Here is a 16,507-nt window from a genome sequence, read left to right as displayed (position 1 = left end):
GTCCCGCATGAAGCGGGCTTTGAATGGAGTGTTGAAATGGTTGCTCGACAGGTAGTGATCTGCAGTCCCGTCCGGACGCCAATCGGCGCGTTCGGCGGCACGTTGAAGGACGTTACGGCGACGGCGCTCGGCGCGGCCGCGTTGCGCGAAGCGGTGCGTCGCAGCGAGATCGATCCGGCGGAGCTGGCGTCGGTCGTGATGGGCAACGTCGTGCAGGCCGGCAACAAGATGAATCCCGCGCGTCAGGCGGCCGTCGCGGGCGGCATTCCCGTGACCGTGCCCGCGCTGACGGTCAATCGCGTGTGCGGCTCCGGTGCGCAGGCCATCGCGAATGCGGCGCAGGACATCTGGCTCGGCTTCGGCGAGGTTGCGGCGGCAGGCGGAATGGAGAACATGGACGGCGCGCCGTATCTGCTCGGCGGCGGCCGTTGGGGCTATCGGATGGGCAATGCCGAGATCGCCGACAGCATGCTCGTGGATGGCCTCGTCGATGCGTTCTCCAACCTGCATTCGGGATGGCACACGGAAGACCTCGTCGCGATGAAGGGGATCACGCGCGAGCAGCAGGACCGCTGGGCGGAACGTTCGCAACGGCGCTTCGCCGACGCGCAGGCGCGTGGGGCATTCGACGCCGAACTGGTGGCGGTCGAGGTCGCGGGGCGCAAGCAGACCGTCCGATTCGAGCGCGACGAGCAGCCGCGCCCGGACACGAACTTCGAGTCGCTTGCGAGGCTGAAGCCCGCATTTCGCGCTGACGGCACCATCACCGCCGGCAATGCGCCCGGCCTGAACAGCGGTGCGGCGGCGATGATCGTGGCCGAGCGGCGTTATGCCGAGACGCGCGGCATCGAGCCGATCGCCACGCTCGTCTCGTACGGCGTGGGGGCGGTCGAGCCGGGCCTGTTCGGACTCGGGCCGGTGCCGGCAGTGAAGATGGCGCTCGCGCGTGCCGGGTGGTCGATGAACGACGTGGAGCGGTTCGAGATCAACGAGGCCTTTGCCGCCGTGCCGATCGCGGTCGCGCGCGAGCTCGGCATCGACGAAGAGCGGATCAACGTCGAAGGCGGCGCGATCGCGCACGGTCACGCGATCGGCGCGACCGGTGCCGTCCTGACCACCCGGCTCGCGCATTCGATGCGCCGCGACGGCATCAAGCGCGGCATCGTGACCTTGTGCATCGGCGGCGGGCAGGGCATCGCTCTCGCGCTCGAAGCCGTCTGACGGCAGCCCGGCCGCGACGACGGCCGGCCGCGTCCGCACCATCAGGATCACGGAGAAGACATGGACGAGCGTTCAGCACTGGAAGACCTGAGTGCCCTTGCCGCGACCGGGCATACGACGGCGCATGCCGAGCTTGCGCGCAAATGGTTGGCCCATTTCGGGGCCGACCGCGTGCAGGACCTCGACCTCGGCATGCTCGAGGCGATTGCCTGCTATGTCCGCGACGGCATAGCGCCGCCGCACGGATAGCGCACGCTTGCCGGCGGCCGGGGCACGGCGCGCCTTGCCGATGCTGCGTCGTGGTGCGTACCGCTGACGATGCGGCGAGCTCGCGCCGTGGCCCGGCCGGCCGTGGCGTCGCCGGTGGCAGCTTGCCCGACGGCCGGCCGCACACGTCCGTCAGAGCGGCCGGGCCTTGCTTCGCAACGCCGCAAGGCGCGCGTTCCCCGCGCGCCAATTGATGACCAAACCGCAAGACCTAGTGCGTAGATATCGTTTGCCGCAGCGTTAATGACTGTCGACAATCGTGGCTCGAATTCCCCGCGGCGTGCGCAGCGTGCGCCAGGCGCGCCGCGGCGCGCGGCCCCGGCGGCTATCCCGGCCGTCGCCGCCATCCAGCTCACGACGACATGTACGCGTTCACGCCTTCCTTCCAGAATCCCGCCGGTTCGCCGATCCGCGAGCTGTTCAAATACCTGTCCGAGCCGGGAATGATCTCGTTCGCGGGCGGCTACCCGGCCAGCGAGCTGTTCGACGTCGACGGCCTGAACGCGGCCGCCGAGCGTGCATACGCGCAGCCGGTCCGCTGCCTGCAATACGGCCCGACCGACGGCCTCGCCGAACTGAAGCAGCAGCTGATCGCATTGATGGCGCGCCGCAACGTGGCCTGCACGCCGGCCGAGCTGCTCGTCACGACCGGCTCGCAGCAGGGCCTCGACCTGCTGCTGCGCGTGATGGTCGCGCCCGGCGACGTCGTGCTGACCGAACAGCCGGCATACCCGGCGACGCTCGCGGCGCTGCGTCTGCAGCAGGCGCACGTCGTGACGATTCCCGTCGACGGTCACGGCCTCGACGTCGAACGCCTCGCGTCGCAGCTCGAAGCCGGCGCGATTGCGCGGCCGAAGCTGCTGTACACCGTCCCGACCTTCGCGAACCCGACCGGCGCGACGCTCAGCCGCGAGCGGCGCATGAAGCTGCTGCGTCTCGCGGTGCAATACCGTTTCCTGATCGTCGAGGACGATCCGTACGGCGATCTGCGCTTCGCGGGCGAAGCGGTGCCGTCCATGCTGGCGCTCGCGAGCGAAGTCGACGGCGCACGCGACTGGATCGTGCACTTCGCGAGCCTGTCGAAGATCGTCGCGCCGGGGCTGCGCGTCGGCTGGACCATCGCGCCGCCCGAGATCGCGCGGCGTTGCGTGATCGCGAAGCAGACGGTCGACCTGTGCAGCACGCCGTGGACGCAGGCGACCGCCGCCGAGTATCTGGCCGACGGTGCGCTCGAACGCCATCTGCCGCGCATCACGGCCGCCTACCGGCGCAAATGCGACGCGCTGTGCGACGCACTGCGCGACGGTTTCGGCGCGGCGATCGCCTTCCATCGTCCCGAAGGCGGGATGTTCGTGTGGGCGCGGCTCGGCGACGTGTCGTCCGACGCGCTGCTGCAACGCGCGATCGCGAACCAGGTCGTGTTCGTGCCGGGCAAGGCGTTCTTCGCGGACCACGTCGACGCCGCATCGCTGCGCCTGTCGTTCGCCGCGCCGGACGTCGACGCAATCCGGGAAGGCGTCGCGCGCCTCGTGCGCGCGTATCGCGCGGCGCTCGCCGCGTGAGGCGGCCTCGATGAGCATCGTCACCGACGGCGTCGGATCGACCGGCGCCGCGCCGGTCGTCGCCGCTATCGGGCCGGCCGCGCATCGGTCGTCGCAGATCGGCGCAGGGCCGCAGTACGTCGCGGACGTGCTCGGCCGCTTCGCCGCGGCGCCGGGCGACACGACCGCGGCGACCGTGGTGCGCGGCTACAACTGAGCCGCCCGGCGCACCGCGGCTCACGCGGGAAGCGCGCCGGCGGATCGGTTAAGCTGGCGCGATCGAATTCCTCAACCGCGCCGCGCCATCATGTCCGTTCCAGCTGCCGACTCGCTCGCGCACGTCTACGACCGTCTGTGGTCCTGCCTCGAATCCGGTGTCGGGCCGCAGCGCTCGCCGTTCACGATGGTGCAGGCCGCGACGCTCGGCGTCGACGGTGCGCCGAAGGTGCGCACCGTCGTGCTGCGACAGGCGAGCCGTGCGGAGCAGCGGCTGTCGTTCCATACCGATGCGCGTTCGGACAAGGTCGCGGAGCTGCGCCGCGATCCGCGCATCGCGATCGTCGCGGCCGATCTCGATGCGCTCGTGCAGATCCGTGTCGAAGGCCGCGCGTCGATCTGCGACGACGACGCGCGGCGTCGCGCGATCTGGGCGTCGAGTCGTCCGCATACGTTGCTGTTGTATCGCGCGCCGTTGCGACCCGGCACGCCGATCGACGCGCCCGGGCACGCGCATGTCGCGCCGGCTCCCGACACGGCATCCGCCGCCGACGGCTACGCGAACTTCTGCGTGCTCGACGTCGCCGTGACGCGCATCGACTGGCTCGACCTCGCGCGCAGCGGCCATCGCCGTGCGCTGTTCGAGCTGCACGACGACGGCTACGACGGGCGCTGGGTCGCACCTTGACCGCACCTTGACCGCACCGCGCGGCGCACGGCTACAAACGCATACGTACCGGACAAACTCGCGATACATCGGACCTTTCAAATGGGCGACGCCGCACGACCGCGTGCGCCCGCTCGACAGACGGCGCGCCGGCGCGCGCGGCATGTTCACTTTCCACTTCAAGAAAGGAGATGCCGAACGATGTCTTCCACACCTTTTTCCCCGCTGCGTCGCCATCTGCTGGCGTCCTCCATGGCCGCCGGCGTATCGGCGATGCTGCCCACCGCGCTGCACGCGGCCACGGGCAACACCGGCATACGGCCGTTCACCGCGCACATTCCCGAGCGGGCGCTGACCGACCTGCGCCGCCGCATCGCGGCGACGCGCTGGCCCGGCCGCGAGACGGTCGCCGACGAATCGCAGGGCGTGCGGCTCGCGCGCATGCAGGCGCTGCTGCAGTACTGGGGCAGCGACTACGACTGGCGCAAGGGCGAAGCGCGGCTGAACGGCTTCCCGATGTTCATCACCGAGATCGACGGGCTCGACATCCACTTCATCCACGTGCGGTCGCGGCACGCGAACGCGCTGCCGATGATCATGACGCACGGCTGGCCGGGCTCGGTGTTCGAGCTGGTGAAGGCGATCGGCCCGCTGACCGACCCGACCGCGCACGGCGCGAGCGCCGACGATGCATTTCACGTCGTCGTGCCGTCGCTGCCGGGCTTCGGCTTCTCGGGCCATCCGGCGAAGCCCGGCTGGGGCTCCGACCACATCGCGCGCGCCTGGGGTGAACTGATGGCGCGCCTCGGCTACACGCGCTTCGTGTCGCAGGGCGGCGACTGCGGCTCGGTGATCTCGCACCGGATGGCGATGCAGCGCGTGCAGGGGCTCGTCGGGATTCACGTGAACATGCCGGCGACGGTTCCGCCCGACATCGCGGCGCTGCTGCAGACCGACGCGCCGGCGCCGGCGTCGCTGTCGGCGAAGGAGCGGGCCGCCTACGAGCAGCTCGCGACGTTCTATCGCGACAACACCGGCTATTCGGCGATGATGGTCACGCGTCCGCAGACGGTCGGCTATGCGCTCGCCGATTCGCCGTCGGGGCAGGCCGCGTGGATGTACGACAAGATCTCGCAGTGGACCTACAGCGGCGGCGTGCCCGAACGGTCGATCCCGCGCGACGAGATTCTCGACGACATTTCGCTGTACTGGCTGACCAACTCGGCGACGTCCTCCGCGCAGATCTACTGGGAGGATCACTCGAACAACTTCAATGCGGTGGACCTCTCGCTGCCGGCCGCGATCACCGTGTTCCCCGGCGAGATCTATCAGGCGCCGCGCAGCTGGGCCGAGCGCGCGTATCACGACCTGATCTACTTCAACGAAGTCGACAAGGGCGGCCACTTCGCGGCATGGGAGGAGCCGGAGCTGTTCGCCCGCGAGGTGCGCGCCGGATTCCGGCCGTTGCGGCGCGCTTGAGCGCGGCGGCTGCCGGCCTCGACGGCGGCGGGCCGCCCGTGCGGCCCGCATCGTGCCGCGGCGCCCGCAATTTTGAATCGCCTTGTGTCATCCGCAATTGCAGATACGTTGGGATACAAACCGTCGCGGCCGCTCGGATTAACGTCGGTCAAGCGTTCGGCCGCGACCGCGGCGCGCTTCCAACACCGTTCCGAATGCCCGCCCGCGCGGGCTCTTTTCTTAGCGATCGACCCTGGAGAACGAGTCATGTCTGAAACCGTCAATACCCGTCGCCGCCTGCTGCTCGGTACGACCCTCGCCAGCCTGACCCTCGCGGATCTCGGCTTCGGCTCGCTGGCGCAGGCCCAGCCCGCGCCCGGCACATCGGCGGCGAGCGGTGCGGCCGGCGCCGCGTCGCTCGGCACGATCCACCAGATCGACGCCGGCCTGCTGAACGTCGGGTATGCGGATCTCGGCCCGAAGAACGGCCCCGTCGTGTTCCTGCTGCACGGCTGGCCGTACGACATCTACAGTTATGCGGACGTCGCGCCGCGGCTGACGGCGGCCGGCTATCGCGTGATCGTTCCGTATCTGCGCGGCTACGGATCGACGACGTTCCGCTCGGCCGACACGATGCGCAACGGCCAGCAGGCGGTGACGGCCGTCGACGTCGTCGCGCTGATGGACGCGTTGAAGATCGACCGCGCGGTGTTCGGCGGCTACGACTGGGGCGCGCGCACGGCCGACGTGATCGCGGCGCTGTGGCCGCAGCGCGTGAAGGCGCTGGTGTCGGTGAGCGGCTATCTGATCGGCAGCCAGGCCGCGAACGAGAAGCCGTTGCCGCCGCAGGCCGAGCTGCAGTGGTGGTATCAGTTCTACTTCGCGACCGAGCGCGGCGCGCTCGGTTACGCGCAGAACCGCGACGCGTTCAACAAGCTGATCTGGCAGCTCGCGTCGCCGCAGTGGAAGTTCTCCGACGAGACGTTCGCGCGCAGCGCGGCCGCGTTCGACAACCCCGACCACGTCGCGGTCGTGATCCACAACTATCGCTGGCGGCTCGGGCTCGCGCAGGGCGAGGCGCAATACGACGACATCGAGCGACGCCTCGCGGCCGGCCCGACGATCGCGGTGCCGACCATCACGATGGAGGGCGACGCGAACGGCGCGCCGCATCCGCAACCGGCCGCGTATGCGAAGAAGTTCACCGGCAAGTACCAGCACCGGACGATCACCGGCGGCATCGGCCACAACCTGCCGCAGGAAGCGCCGCAGGCGTTCGCCGAGGCGATCCTGCACGTGGAGCACCTGTGATGCGCGCGCGTGCGGCGGCGCGTCACGCGGTGCATCGCACGCTGGCGGCGGGCGTGCTGCTGGCCATCGCCAGCGGCCCGTTCGCGTTCGCCGAGCAGCCGAAGCCGGCCGCGTCGCCGCTCTACGGCGTGACGATTCCGCCCGGCTACCGCAAGTGGGAGATGGTCGCGCCGGCCGAGGAAGCGGCGCCGCTCGACGAGCTGCGCGTGGTGCTCGGCAACCCCGTCGCGATGCGCGCGCTCGAGCGTTCGACGCTGCCGTTCCCGGACGGCACGATCCTCGTGAAGCTCGCGTACAAGCGCAAGCAGTCGGACGAGTTCGCGCCGGCCACGGTGCCCGGCCAGGCGACGACCGTGCAGGTGATGGTGAAGGATTCGCGGCGCTATGCGGCGACCGGTGGCTGGGGTTTCGGGCGCTTCATAAACGGCGTGCCGGCCGATCTCGGGCAGCACCAGACGTGCTTCGCGTGTCATCAGGCGCGCGTGAAGAACTACGACTACGTGTTCACGCGGCTCGCGCCTTGACGCGACCCGTCGCGCCCGGTTGGCGCAGTTCGACGAAGGCGTGCCGCGCGCGGCACGCCTTTTTTCATCGTGGCGCGCGATGCGTCGTCCGACCGTTTTGTATCGCACTGTATCGGGCGCCGTCGTGGAAACGTCTGCTTGCACGGCACGGGGGGTTCGGAAACATGCCGGATACGTGAGCGGGTTCTACTGTCGACATGCAGCAAGCGTTCGGTGGCACGCGCAGGATCGCCGCCCCCATGATCGACCGACCCACCTTGTTCAAGGAGAACACCATGAAAGCCGCCCGAATCCTCGCCGTCGCCGTCCTCGCCGCCATCCCCGCGTTGTCGTTCGCCGCTACCGGCCACGGCCTCACGCGCGCCGACGTGCGCGCCGAGCTGATCCGCCTCGAGCACGCCGGATACAACCCGGCAGGCAGCGAAGCGCATTACCCGGACGACATCGAAGCCGCGCAGCGCGCGCTCGCCGCGCAGCAGGTCGCACGCTCCGACCAGAACGGCCCGTCGAAGTCGCAGGACGACCAGACCGCCGCGCTCGCGCCGGCCGCCCGCTACGAAGCAGCCGACACGCACGCGGCACGCGCTGCTCGCAACCCGCGCCCGGACACCGACGATCTGTACGCGCATTCGTGATGCGCGGCCGCGCCTGCGTCACGCCGGCGCGGCATCACCGCACTTCATCCAGTCGACGACACGAAGCAAAGGAGCATGACGATGTTGGGTATGACGAAACGGCTGCTGCTGTCCGCGGCGGTGCTGGCAGGACTGTCCGGCGCGGTCGCGGCGCACGCCGCACCGAAGCAGGACTTGAAAGGGACCAACGTCGTGCTGGTGCACGGCGCGTTCGCCGACGGCTCGAGCTGGAGCCGCGTGATTCCGCTGCTCGAAGCGCGCGGCCTGCATGTGGTCGCGGTGCAGAATCCGCTGAGTTCGCTCGCCGACGACACGGCCGCGACCCGGCGCGCCATCGACGCGCAGACGGGGCCGGTCGTGCTGGTCGGCCATTCGTGGGCCGGCGTCGTGATCAGCGAGGCGGGCAACGACGCCAAGGTGAAGTCGCTCGTCTACGTCGCCGCGTTCGCGCCGGACGACGGCCAGTCGATCGCCGACGTCACGCAGGGGCTGCCCGCGCCCGCGTGGGCCGGCGAGCTGCGCAAGGACGCGGCCGGCTTCACGACGCTGTCGGACCGCGCGATCGCGCAGGACTTCGCGCCGGACCTGTCGCCCGCGCAGCAGCGCGTGGTCGCGGCGACGCAGGGGCCGTGGTACGGAGGCTGCATTTCGGAGAAGGTGACGCGCGCCGCGTGGCATGCGAAGCCGTCGTCGTTCGTCGTCGCGACGCAGGACCGGATGATCGATCCGAAGCTGCAGGACGCGATGGCGAAGCGGATCGGCGCGACGGTCACGCACGTGCGCGCGAGCCACGTCGCGATGCTGAGCCAGCCGAAGGCGGTGGCCGATGCGATCATCGCGGCCGCCGAGCGCGCGCAGTACGATGCACGATGAATGACGCGGCGCCGAGCGTGCCGCCGCGCGATCGTGCGGCCGCTCAGCGCCCGGCCAGCATCTTCCCGCCGACCCCCATCAGCAGCAGCCCGGCCGTCGTATCGAGCGCGGCCTTGCGCGCGACCAGCAGGCGGCGCACCGCCGGGTGCGACGCGAGCAGCGCCATCGCGCCGTACCAGGTGCCGGAGATCGCGATCGACAGCGCGACGACCGCGCCGTCGAACCATGCCGGCGCCTGGGCCAGTACCATCAACGCGAAGATGCTGCCGTAGAACGCGACGGCCTTCGGGTTCGTCATGCTGACCACATAGCCTTTTCTCGCGGCCTGCCAGCCGCCCGCCGTTGCGGGCGCGGCAGGCGCTGCCGGCTGGCCGGCGGCCAGCACCATTTTCAGACCGAGCCAGATCAGATAGAGGGCGCCCGCGAGCCGCAGCGCCGTGTGCACCCATGCAACGTGGGTCACGAGCAGGCTCAGGCCGCCGATCGCGATCGCGGCCCAGCTGCCGGACGCGGCGGCGAGGCCCAGCGCGGTCATCACGCCGGCGCGGCGCCGGGCGAGCGCGGTCGACGTGACGATGACGAAGTTCGGTCCCGGGCTGGCGACACTCAGCAGCAGGACGCCGGCGAGCGGCAGCAGGGCGGTGGCGGCGGTCGACATGGGATGGGCGGCGAATCGGAGCGGGCTTTCATCTTACAGAATGCCGCCCGACGATCTGCGCGATTGTTGACGAAGTTGGAAAGGTCCAATCCAGAAACAGCAATAGGTGTCGCGTATATGACCGATTATTCTCCGGGTCGCAGTTCCGGCCACGCGCGCAAATGCTGTCGGAGTGCTTACAAAATTAATTTGCTCAGGGAGGCCTTTCATGAGACGTATCGTCGTTCCCGCCGGTATCGGCGCGATTTTCGCTATTGCAGCACCTTCCGCGTTCGCGCAGAGTTCGGTCACGTTGTACGGCCTCGTCGATACGGCCATCCGTTATCAGACGAATGCCGCACCCGACGGCAAGGACCTGATCGGCATGACGGTCGGCCCGGAAACGCACAGCCGCTGGGGCTTGCGCGGCAGTGAGGATCTCGGCGGCGGCCTGGCCGCGATCTTCCGTCTCGAGAACGGCTTCGAACTCGGCGACGGCAAGCTGCACGTCGCGAACACGCTGTTCAGCCGGCAGGCGTACGTCGGGCTGTCGAGCGACCGCTACGGCGCGCTGACGTTCGGTAACCAGTACGCTCCGGTGTACGACACGATGGGCGACATCTTCGACCCGATGACCGTCGGCGATTACTGGCAGGACAGCTGGGCCTACAACGGGATCGGCAACTTCCTGACCGTGCAGAACTCGGTCAAGTACAAGTTCGCGTACCGCGGCTTCAGCGTCGATGCGATCTACGGCTTCGGCAATCATGCCGGCGCGATGGGCCTCGACAGCACCTACGGCGTCGAACTGACCTATGCGCAAGGGCCTGCGTCGGTCAACGCCGGCTATCAGCAGACCTCGGTGTCGTCGCTGAACGGCAGCGCGGTCAACGGCGCAAAGGTGAGCTTCCTGCACCTGAGCGGCGCGTACCAGATCACGCCGACCGTGCGCCTGCTCGCGGGCTGGCTGCATGGCCAGGACAAGACCGGCACGACCGACTTCAACATGCAGCAGTCGGGCGCACCGACGCTCAACGGAAGCAGCCCGAACCGGATCGACGACACGTTCTACGTCGGTGCGAACTGGCAGGCCACCGCGCCGCTGCTGATCACGGTCGCCGGCTACTACGGCCACGCGCGCAACGCGGAGCGGCTCGACGGCACGCTCGGCTCCGGCATCAACTACTCGGCGACCGTGCTGGCCGAGTACTCGCTGTCGAAGCACACCGAGGTGTACGGTACGGTCGACTTCGCGCGCGGCAACGGCGCGTTCGCGGCCGATTACCCGGGCGCGACGAACCGGCTGACGGGCAAGGTCGACCAGATCGGCCGGACCAACAACGTCGGCGCCGCGATCGGCCTGCGTCAGATGTTCTGACGACGGCGTGCACGACGCATGAAACGAAACGCGGCGCCCGAGGGCGCCGCGTTTTGCTTTGGGCGTGGGCAGGGCCGGCGCGGCCGCGATCGCGCCGACCGCGACGATCGGACGGACGACGGTTGCCACGGCTGCCCGCACCGTCACGCCTTACGACGCGACGCGAATCACCACCTTGCCGAAGTGCTGCCCGGACTGCAGGTACGCGTACGCGTGCGGCGCTTCGTCGAAGCCGAACACGCGATCGACCACCGGCTTGATCCGTTGCGCGTCGACCACGCGCACGACGTCGTCGAGCATCGCGCGGCTGCCGACCATCAAGCCGTGCAGCCGCCGCAAGCCGCCGATCAGCGACAGCAGCCCGAGCTCCGGACCGCCGAAGCTGCTGAGGCCGCCGATCACCGACACGGTGCCGCCGATCTTCGTCGCGGCGACCGAGCGCGGCAGCGTATCGCGGCCGCCGACTTCGACGACCAGATCCGCACCGTCGCCGCCGGTGAGCCGCAGGACTTCGTGCTGCCAGTCGGGTATCGCCCGGTAGTTGATGGTTGCGTCCGCACCGAGTGTGCGGGCGCGTTCGAGCTTCGCGTCGCTCGACGACGTGACGATCGTGCGCAGCCCGGCCGCGTGCGCGAGCTGCAGCGCGACGATCGACACCCCGCCGGTGCCGAGCAGCACGACGGTCGCGCCCGGCCGCAGCGCGCCGTCGACGAACAGTGCGTTCCACGTGGTGATGCCCGCACACGACAGCGTCGCCGCTTCGTCGTAGTCCAGATGTGGCGGAATCGCGACGAGCGCGGCTTCGTCGGACACGAACCGTTCCGCGAGCACGCCGTCGAATTGCGCGCCCGGCGAACCCGATACCTTGTGCGGCGTCGGCGGCCCGTCGATCCAGCGCGGAAAGTAGCTGTTGATCACGCGGTCGCCCGGCTTGAAGCGGGTGACGTCGCGGCCCGTTTCGACGACTTCGCCGGCGCCGTCGGCGACGGGGATCAGCGCGTCGGTGCCGATGCCGAGATAGTCGCCGCGCGCGAACATCAGGTCGCGATAGTTCAATGAGGCCGAGTGGATCTTCACGACGACGTCGGTCGGCCCGACGGCGCGCGCGGTCGCGTCGATGCGGCGTAGCCCGGCAATGCCGTCGCCCGGTTTGACTTGCCATGCGTGCATGTCGACTCCTTTTTCGAGATAGTCGGGACTATCATAGTGTCGCGCACGGGGACGCATTGGCGAGAATTCGGCCGACGATTGTCGCCTGCAAGGACACAACCCGTCATCGCATCGGAGCGGAGCCGCATGGACGAACGACTGAGAGGCGTCGCGGAATTTGTCGACGTGGTGGAATCGGGCAGTTTCGCGGCGGCGGCGCTGCGCGCCGGCAAGACGCGCTCGGCCGTCGCGAAGATCGTCGCGCGGCTCGAACAGCGTCTCGGCGCGCGCCTGCTGCGACGCACGACACGCCAGCTCGGGCTCACCGACGAAGGGCTCATCTATTACGAGCAGTGTCGCCGGCTGTTGGCGGAGCTGGGCGAAACGGAGGCGGCACTCGACGCGGGCCGCCGTGAGCCGGCCGGACGCGTGCGCATCAGCGTGCCCGTGCTGTTCGGCCGGCAGTGCGTGGCGCCCGTGGTGCGGCGTCTGGTCGAGCGGTATCCGAAGCTCGAAGTCGATCTGTCGTTCAGCGATCGCATCGCCGATCTCGTCAACGACGGTTTCGACGTGGCGGTGCGCATCGGCGAGCTGGCCGATACGAGCGCGCTCGTCGGCCGGAAGCTCGGCGTGCAGCGGATGGGCATCTGCGCATCGCCGGCGTATCTGTCGCGGCACGGCAGGCCGTCGGGGCTCGACGAACTCGCGTCGCACGTCGGCATCGCGTATTCGCGCGGCGGGCAGCCGTCGCCGTGGCGCGTCATCGGCGCCGACGGCACGGTGCGGGAGCATCGCCCGGCCGGCCGCCTGCGACTGGACGACCTGCTGGCGATCGCCGACGCGGCCGCCGCCGGCGCGGGCCTCGCCTGGCTGCCGTGCTGGCTGATGGCGCCGTACGTGCGCGACGGGCGCCTCGCGCTCGTGATGGACAGCGACAGCGTGTCGGGCGCCGAGGTGTTCGCGGTGCGGCCGGCGTCGCGCCACGTTCCGTCGAAGGTGCGTGTCGTCGTCGATGCGCTCGTCGACGAGATTCCGCAGATGCTCGCGTCCGACGACGCCGACGGAGAACGCGCGCCGCGACGCGCGAGCCGCACGCGGTAGCCACGTCGCAGGTACGCCAGCACGACGCGCGGGCGCGAGTATTCGGACCTCGGCGAAAGCGCGTGGGCGTACGCGAATGGCCGCGCATGGCGGTTGCGGCAACGGGCTCGTATCCGGCGATGCCCGACCTCGTCGATCCGTAACAGCAGCCACACGTCACCGCGTCACAGCGCCTCCACCAGCAACCGGTTGCTGTTCCCGCAATACTCATGACACGCGGCGCGCGCGGCGATCGACGCGCCGTGCACGAACTTCGGCGCATCCGCGCGCCGTGACATCGACACCACGATCGACGGCGGCAACGGCTGCAGCGGCAGCTCGACCACCTCGCCGCGCTCGATCAGCGCATCGACGAACAGCACCGGAATCGCCGCGACGCCGAACCCGTCGCGCACCAGCTGCACGATGACCGAGATCGACGGCGAGCCGGTGATGCGCGTCTCCGACAGCGGCACGCCGTGCGCGTGCGCGAGCGTGCGCACGATGTCCTCGAGCGCGCGATGCGGCGCGGTCCCGCGCCCGTAGGTGAGGATCGGCTGACGCAGCACCTGCCGCGCGAGGCCCGTGCGCGTGTTCGGCAGCAGCCCCGCGCGGGCGATCCAGCGCACCGGATAGTTCGCGAGCGCGTCGCACACCACCGACGGCTCGTCGCTGCCTTCCACCCGAATGATCAGATCGAGCTCGCCGGCCATCAGCCGGCGCTGCAGCACGACGCTGACGTCGACGGTCAGGTCGACCTCCAGTTGCGGATAGTCGGCGGCGAGCCGGCGCAGGTAGTGCGGCAGCCAGCTGTGCACGACCGTCTCGATCACGCCGAGCCGCAGCTTGCCGCGCAACGCGCTGTCGCCGGCCGCGGCAGCCTGCAGCTCCTGCGTCGCGGCGACGACGGCCTTCGCATAGCCGAGCAGGTATTCGCCGTGCGCGGTGAGGCGGAATTCGCGGCTGTCGCGGTCGACGAGCACCGTCTGCAACTCGTCCTCGAGCGCCTTCACGCGCTGCGAGATCGCGGCCGGCGTCGCATGCAGCGCAGCCGCCGTGGTGCGGAAGCTGCGCAGCTTCGCGAGCGTGACGAAGGTTTCGAGAAAGCGCGTGTTCATGGGCGATCGGTGGACGTGGGACGCGCAGCTTGCCGGTGAAGAAAACTGAACGGGATCGGGGAAGACCCCGATACGCGTTAAGGAATTCTATACACCGGCAGCAAAAAAACTCGTTGGCCGGCCAATTTTTTCTTTCCTATTCTTCGCCGTATCCGCTGACGCAAGCGCGTCATCCCGACCACCGACCGATCCTCAGAGCACCTACATGACCCCTTCCGAATTCCGCCGGTCCGTACGCAGCGGCGCGTTCCGCGGCCCGACGGCCGGCCAGTGCGGGCCGTTCGCGCAGGCGAACCTCGCCATCCTGCCGAACGCGCATGCGCACGATTTCCTGCGCTTCTGTCATGCGAATCCGAAGGCGTGTCCGCTGCTGGGTGTCGGCGAGCCGGGCGCGTTCCGGGTCGACGTGCTCGGCGCGGATCTCGACGTGCGCACCGACGTGCCGAGCTACAACGTGTACCGCGACGGCCGGCTGACCGAGCGCGTCGATTCGCTCGAAGCGCTGTGGCGCGACGATTTCGTCGTGTTCGCGATCGGCTGCTCGTTCTCGTTCGAGGACATGCTCGCACGCGAAGGGATCGCGCTGCGCCATATCGAAGAAGGCCGCAACGTGCCGATGTACCGCACGTCGATTCCGAACCGCCGGGCGGGCATCTTCGGCGGCCAGCTGGTCGTGTCGATGCGCCCGCTGCGCGGCGCCGACGCGATTCGCGCGGTGCAGATCACGAGCCGCTTTCCCGGCGTGCACGGCGCGCCGATCCATATCGGCCATCCGCAGGCGCTGGGCATCGCCGATCTCGGCGCGCCCGATTTCGGCGACGCGGTGACGGTGCGCGACGACGAACTGCCGGTGTTCTGGGCGTGCGGGGTGACGCCGCAAACCGCGCTGATGGAAGCGAAGCTGCCGCTCGCGATCGCGCATACGCCCGGCTACATGCTGATCACCGACATGACGAACGCGTCGCTCGCGGTGTTCTGAGCCGGCGTCCGCCGGCGCGACTTACCCGACGCGCATCGACCGAACCGCACACTTCGACAGGAGCTTCACCATGGAAAGCAAGACGCTCGCGGCGCCCGCCGCCGATCCGACGGGCCCCGCACGCAACGACAACGGCCTGTTCGGATGGTATGCGCACGCGCAGCCGCGCGAGCGCCGCGCGTTCTGGAGCTGCAAGGTCGGCTACATGCTCGACGGGATGGACACGCAGATGCTGTCGTTCGTGATCCCGACGCTCGTCGCGACGTGGGGCATTTCGCTCGCGGACGCCGGCTTCATCGGCACGATGACGCTGCTCGCATCGGCGCTCGGCGGCTGGCTCGCGGGCATCCTGTCGGACCGGATCGGCCGCGTGCGCACGCTGCAGCTGACCGTGCTGTGGTTCGCGGTGTTCACCGCAATGTGCGGGCTCGCGCAGAACTACTCGCAGCTGCTCGCGGCGCGCGCGCTGATGGGCTTCGGCTTCGGCGGCGAATGGACGGCCGGCGCGGTGCTGATCGGCGAAGTGATCCGCGCGCGCGACCGCGGCAAGGCGGTCGGGCTCGTGCAGTCGGGCTGGGCGATCGGCTGGGGCCTGGCGGCGCTGCTGTATGCGCTGCTGTTCTCGGTGCTGCCGGCCGAGCAGGCATGGCGCGCGCTGTTCCTCGTCGGCCTCGCGCCCGCGCTGCTGGTGGTCGTGATCCGTCGCTACGTGAAGGAGCCGGACGTCTACGAAAAGGAGAAGGCCGCGCAGCGCGCGACCGACGCGCCGCGTCTCACCGAAATCTTCGCGCCGAAGCTGCTGTCGACCACGCTGCGCGCGGCGCTGCTGACCACCGGCGCACAGGGCGGCTATTACGCGATCACGACGTGGCTGCCGACGTTCCTGAAGACCGAGCGGCACCTGACCGTGATGGGCACGGGCGGCTATCTCGCGACGATCATCGTCGGCTCGTGGATCGGCTATCTGACGAGCGCCTACCTGACCGACCGTCTCGGCCGCAAGCCGAACTTCATCCTGTTCGCGCTCGGCTCGATGGTGATCGCATTCGCCTACACGTCGCCGGCGCTGCATCTGACGAACATGTCGATGCTGTGGCTCGGCTTTCCGCTCGGCTTCTTCGCGTCGGGCATCTTCTCCGGGATGGGCGCGTTCCTCACCGAGCTGTTCCCGACCCGCGTGCGCGGCTCGGGGCAGGGCTTCTGCTACAACGTCGGCCGCGCAGTCGGCGCGCTGTTTCCGTTCCTGATCGGCGCGCTGTCGAAGCACTACGGGCTCGGCGCGAGCATCGGCATCTTCGCGGTCGCCGCGTACGGCGTGTTGATCGTCGCCGCGCTGACGCTGCCCGAAACGCGCGGCCGCGAACTCGACGCCGCGTAAGCGCACCGCGCCCGCCGCTTCACCTTCCCACGTTCATCGAAGCCCACCCGCGGCGCGCGACGCGCGCCGTGCGGC

Annotated in this window: 17 protein-coding genes; 14 read left to right on the top strand and 3 right to left on the bottom strand. The window is 69.5% G+C overall.

Going from position 1 to position 16,507, the window contains the following annotated elements; genetic code table 11:
• The first annotated feature begins 36 nt into the window (after positions 1 to 36).
• From AK36_RS08475 to AK36_RS08430, 10 genes are all read left to right on the top strand, one after another.
• The gene (locus AK36_RS08475) at positions 37 to 1,221 is read left to right on the top strand and encodes a thiolase family protein (RefSeq protein ID WP_045578269.1); all 1,185 of its coding nucleotides are present in this window, start codon (positions 37 to 39) and stop codon (positions 1,219 to 1,221) included.
• Between the two features lie 60 nt (positions 1,222 to 1,281).
• On the top strand, positions 1,282 to 1,470 hold the full coding sequence (locus tag AK36_RS08470) for a hypothetical protein (RefSeq protein ID WP_014724447.1): 189 nt from the start codon (positions 1,282 to 1,284) through the stop codon (positions 1,468 to 1,470).
• Between the two features lie 380 nt (positions 1,471 to 1,850).
• Positions 1,851 to 3,050, top strand: a complete 1,200-nt coding sequence (locus AK36_RS08465) for an aminotransferase-like domain-containing protein (protein WP_045578268.1) — start codon at positions 1,851 to 1,853, stop codon at positions 3,048 to 3,050.
• Positions 3,051 to 3,060: 10 nt separating this feature from the next.
• Positions 3,061 to 3,246 (top strand): hypothetical protein, encoded by a 186-nt coding sequence (locus AK36_RS08460; protein WP_011881355.1) that lies wholly within the window; start codon positions 3,061 to 3,063, stop codon positions 3,244 to 3,246.
• 90 nt (positions 3,247 to 3,336) lie between these two features.
• Entirely contained in the window at positions 3,337 to 3,933 is a 597-nt protein-coding gene (locus AK36_RS08455) for a pyridoxamine 5'-phosphate oxidase family protein (protein ID WP_045578267.1), read from the top strand.
• 180 nt (positions 3,934 to 4,113) lie between these two features.
• A complete protein-coding gene (locus tag AK36_RS08450; protein ID WP_045578266.1) occupies positions 4,114 to 5,391 on the top strand; it encodes an epoxide hydrolase family protein in 1,278 nt (425 codons plus the stop codon).
• A 246-nt stretch (positions 5,392 to 5,637) separates the two neighbouring features.
• Positions 5,638 to 6,681, top strand: coding sequence for an alpha/beta fold hydrolase (locus tag AK36_RS08445; RefSeq protein ID WP_045578265.1), 1,044 nt, complete (start codon positions 5,638 to 5,640; stop codon positions 6,679 to 6,681).
• Positions 6,681 to 7,205 carry a cytochrome P460 family protein gene (locus AK36_RS08440; protein WP_045578264.1) on the top strand — a complete coding sequence of 175 codons (525 nt, stop codon included), beginning with the start codon at positions 6,681 to 6,683 and terminating at the stop codon, positions 7,203 to 7,205. Before AK36_RS08445 ends, AK36_RS08440 begins: the two co-directional genes overlap by 1 nt.
• 275 nt (positions 7,206 to 7,480) lie before the next feature.
• On the top strand, positions 7,481 to 7,840 hold the full coding sequence (locus AK36_RS08435) for a DUF4148 domain-containing protein (protein WP_045578473.1): 360 nt from the start codon (positions 7,481 to 7,483) through the stop codon (positions 7,838 to 7,840).
• Positions 7,841 to 7,921: 81 nt separating this feature from the next.
• Positions 7,922 to 8,713, top strand: a complete 792-nt coding sequence (locus AK36_RS08430) for an alpha/beta fold hydrolase (protein ID WP_045578472.1) — start codon at positions 7,922 to 7,924, stop codon at positions 8,711 to 8,713.
• Positions 8,714 to 8,756: 43 nt separating this feature from the next.
• Here AK36_RS08430 and AK36_RS08425 read toward each other — a convergent pair whose 3' ends face one another.
• The gene (locus tag AK36_RS08425; protein ID WP_045578263.1) at positions 8,757 to 9,371 is read right to left on the bottom strand and encodes a LysE family transporter; all 615 of its coding nucleotides are present in this window, start codon (positions 9,369 to 9,371) and stop codon (positions 8,757 to 8,759) included.
• Between the two features lie 208 nt (positions 9,372 to 9,579).
• Here AK36_RS08425 and AK36_RS08420 point away from each other — a divergent pair, with 208 nt between their 5' ends.
• Positions 9,580 to 10,728, top strand: coding sequence for a porin (locus AK36_RS08420; protein ID WP_014724456.1), 1,149 nt, complete (start codon positions 9,580 to 9,582; stop codon positions 10,726 to 10,728).
• A 150-nt stretch (positions 10,729 to 10,878) separates the two neighbouring features.
• Here the strand turns inward: AK36_RS08420 and AK36_RS08415 are convergent, their stop codons facing one another.
• Positions 10,879 to 11,898, bottom strand: coding sequence for a zinc-dependent alcohol dehydrogenase family protein (locus AK36_RS08415; protein WP_045578262.1), 1,020 nt, complete (start codon positions 11,896 to 11,898; stop codon positions 10,879 to 10,881).
• A gap of 126 nt (positions 11,899 to 12,024) precedes the next feature.
• On the opposite strand from AK36_RS08415, the gene AK36_RS08410 reads away from it, so the two are divergent.
• Entirely contained in the window at positions 12,025 to 12,978 is a 954-nt protein-coding gene (locus tag AK36_RS08410; RefSeq protein ID WP_014724458.1) for a LysR family transcriptional regulator, read from the top strand.
• Between the two features lie 164 nt (positions 12,979 to 13,142).
• Here the strand turns inward: AK36_RS08410 and AK36_RS08405 are convergent, their stop codons facing one another.
• Positions 13,143 to 14,075, bottom strand: a complete 933-nt coding sequence (locus AK36_RS08405; RefSeq protein WP_011881366.1) for a LysR family transcriptional regulator — start codon at positions 14,073 to 14,075, stop codon at positions 13,143 to 13,145.
• 205 nt (positions 14,076 to 14,280) lie between these two features.
• On the opposite strand from AK36_RS08405, the gene AK36_RS08400 reads away from it, so the two are divergent.
• Positions 14,281 to 15,054: a putative hydro-lyase gene (locus tag AK36_RS08400; protein ID WP_014724461.1), complete on the top strand. Its 774-nt coding sequence runs from the start codon at positions 14,281 to 14,283 to the stop codon at positions 15,052 to 15,054.
• Between the two features lie 70 nt (positions 15,055 to 15,124).
• Positions 15,125 to 16,432 (top strand): MFS transporter, encoded by a 1,308-nt coding sequence (locus AK36_RS08395; protein ID WP_045578261.1) that lies wholly within the window; start codon positions 15,125 to 15,127, stop codon positions 16,430 to 16,432.
• Positions 16,433 to 16,507 lie beyond the last annotated feature (75 nt).

Origin of the sequence: Burkholderia vietnamiensis LMG 10929 (genome assembly GCF_000959445.1) — a bacterium.
In the GTDB taxonomy this organism is placed as follows: domain Bacteria; phylum Pseudomonadota; class Gammaproteobacteria; order Burkholderiales; family Burkholderiaceae; genus Burkholderia; species Burkholderia vietnamiensis.
This window is presented reverse-complemented; position numbering and strand designations above follow the sequence as displayed.

Coding starts and splice junctions, on each gene's coding strand:
- AK36_RS08465 (WP_045578268.1), top strand. CDS start 1,851: ATGTACGCGTTCACGCCTTCCTTCCAGAATCCCGCCGGTTCGCCGATC.
- AK36_RS08410 (WP_014724458.1), top strand. CDS start 12,025: ATGGACGAACGACTGAGAGGCGTCGCGGAATTTGTCGACGTGGTGGAA.
- AK36_RS08445 (WP_045578265.1), top strand. CDS start 5,638: ATGTCTGAAACCGTCAATACCCGTCGCCGCCTGCTGCTCGGTACGACC.
- AK36_RS08440 (WP_045578264.1), top strand. CDS start 6,681: ATGCGCGCGCGTGCGGCGGCGCGTCACGCGGTGCATCGCACGCTGGCG.
- AK36_RS08430 (WP_045578472.1), top strand. CDS start 7,922: ATGTTGGGTATGACGAAACGGCTGCTGCTGTCCGCGGCGGTGCTGGCA.
- AK36_RS08475 (WP_045578269.1), top strand. CDS start 37: ATGGTTGCTCGACAGGTAGTGATCTGCAGTCCCGTCCGGACGCCAATC.
- AK36_RS08470 (WP_014724447.1), top strand. CDS start 1,282: ATGGACGAGCGTTCAGCACTGGAAGACCTGAGTGCCCTTGCCGCGACC.
- AK36_RS08400 (WP_014724461.1), top strand. CDS start 14,281: ATGACCCCTTCCGAATTCCGCCGGTCCGTACGCAGCGGCGCGTTCCGC.
- AK36_RS08405 (WP_011881366.1), bottom strand. CDS start 14,075: ATGAACACGCGCTTTCTCGAAACCTTCGTCACGCTCGCGAAGCTGCGC.
- AK36_RS08395 (WP_045578261.1), top strand. CDS start 15,125: ATGGAAAGCAAGACGCTCGCGGCGCCCGCCGCCGATCCGACGGGCCCC.
- AK36_RS08435 (WP_045578473.1), top strand. CDS start 7,481: ATGAAAGCCGCCCGAATCCTCGCCGTCGCCGTCCTCGCCGCCATCCCC.
- AK36_RS08420 (WP_014724456.1), top strand. CDS start 9,580: ATGAGACGTATCGTCGTTCCCGCCGGTATCGGCGCGATTTTCGCTATT.
- AK36_RS08455 (WP_045578267.1), top strand. CDS start 3,337: ATGTCCGTTCCAGCTGCCGACTCGCTCGCGCACGTCTACGACCGTCTG.
- AK36_RS08460 (WP_011881355.1), top strand. CDS start 3,061: ATGAGCATCGTCACCGACGGCGTCGGATCGACCGGCGCCGCGCCGGTC.
- AK36_RS08450 (WP_045578266.1), top strand. CDS start 4,114: ATGTCTTCCACACCTTTTTCCCCGCTGCGTCGCCATCTGCTGGCGTCC.
- AK36_RS08415 (WP_045578262.1), bottom strand. CDS start 11,898: ATGCACGCATGGCAAGTCAAACCGGGCGACGGCATTGCCGGGCTACGC.
- AK36_RS08425 (WP_045578263.1), bottom strand. CDS start 9,371: ATGTCGACCGCCGCCACCGCCCTGCTGCCGCTCGCCGGCGTCCTGCTG.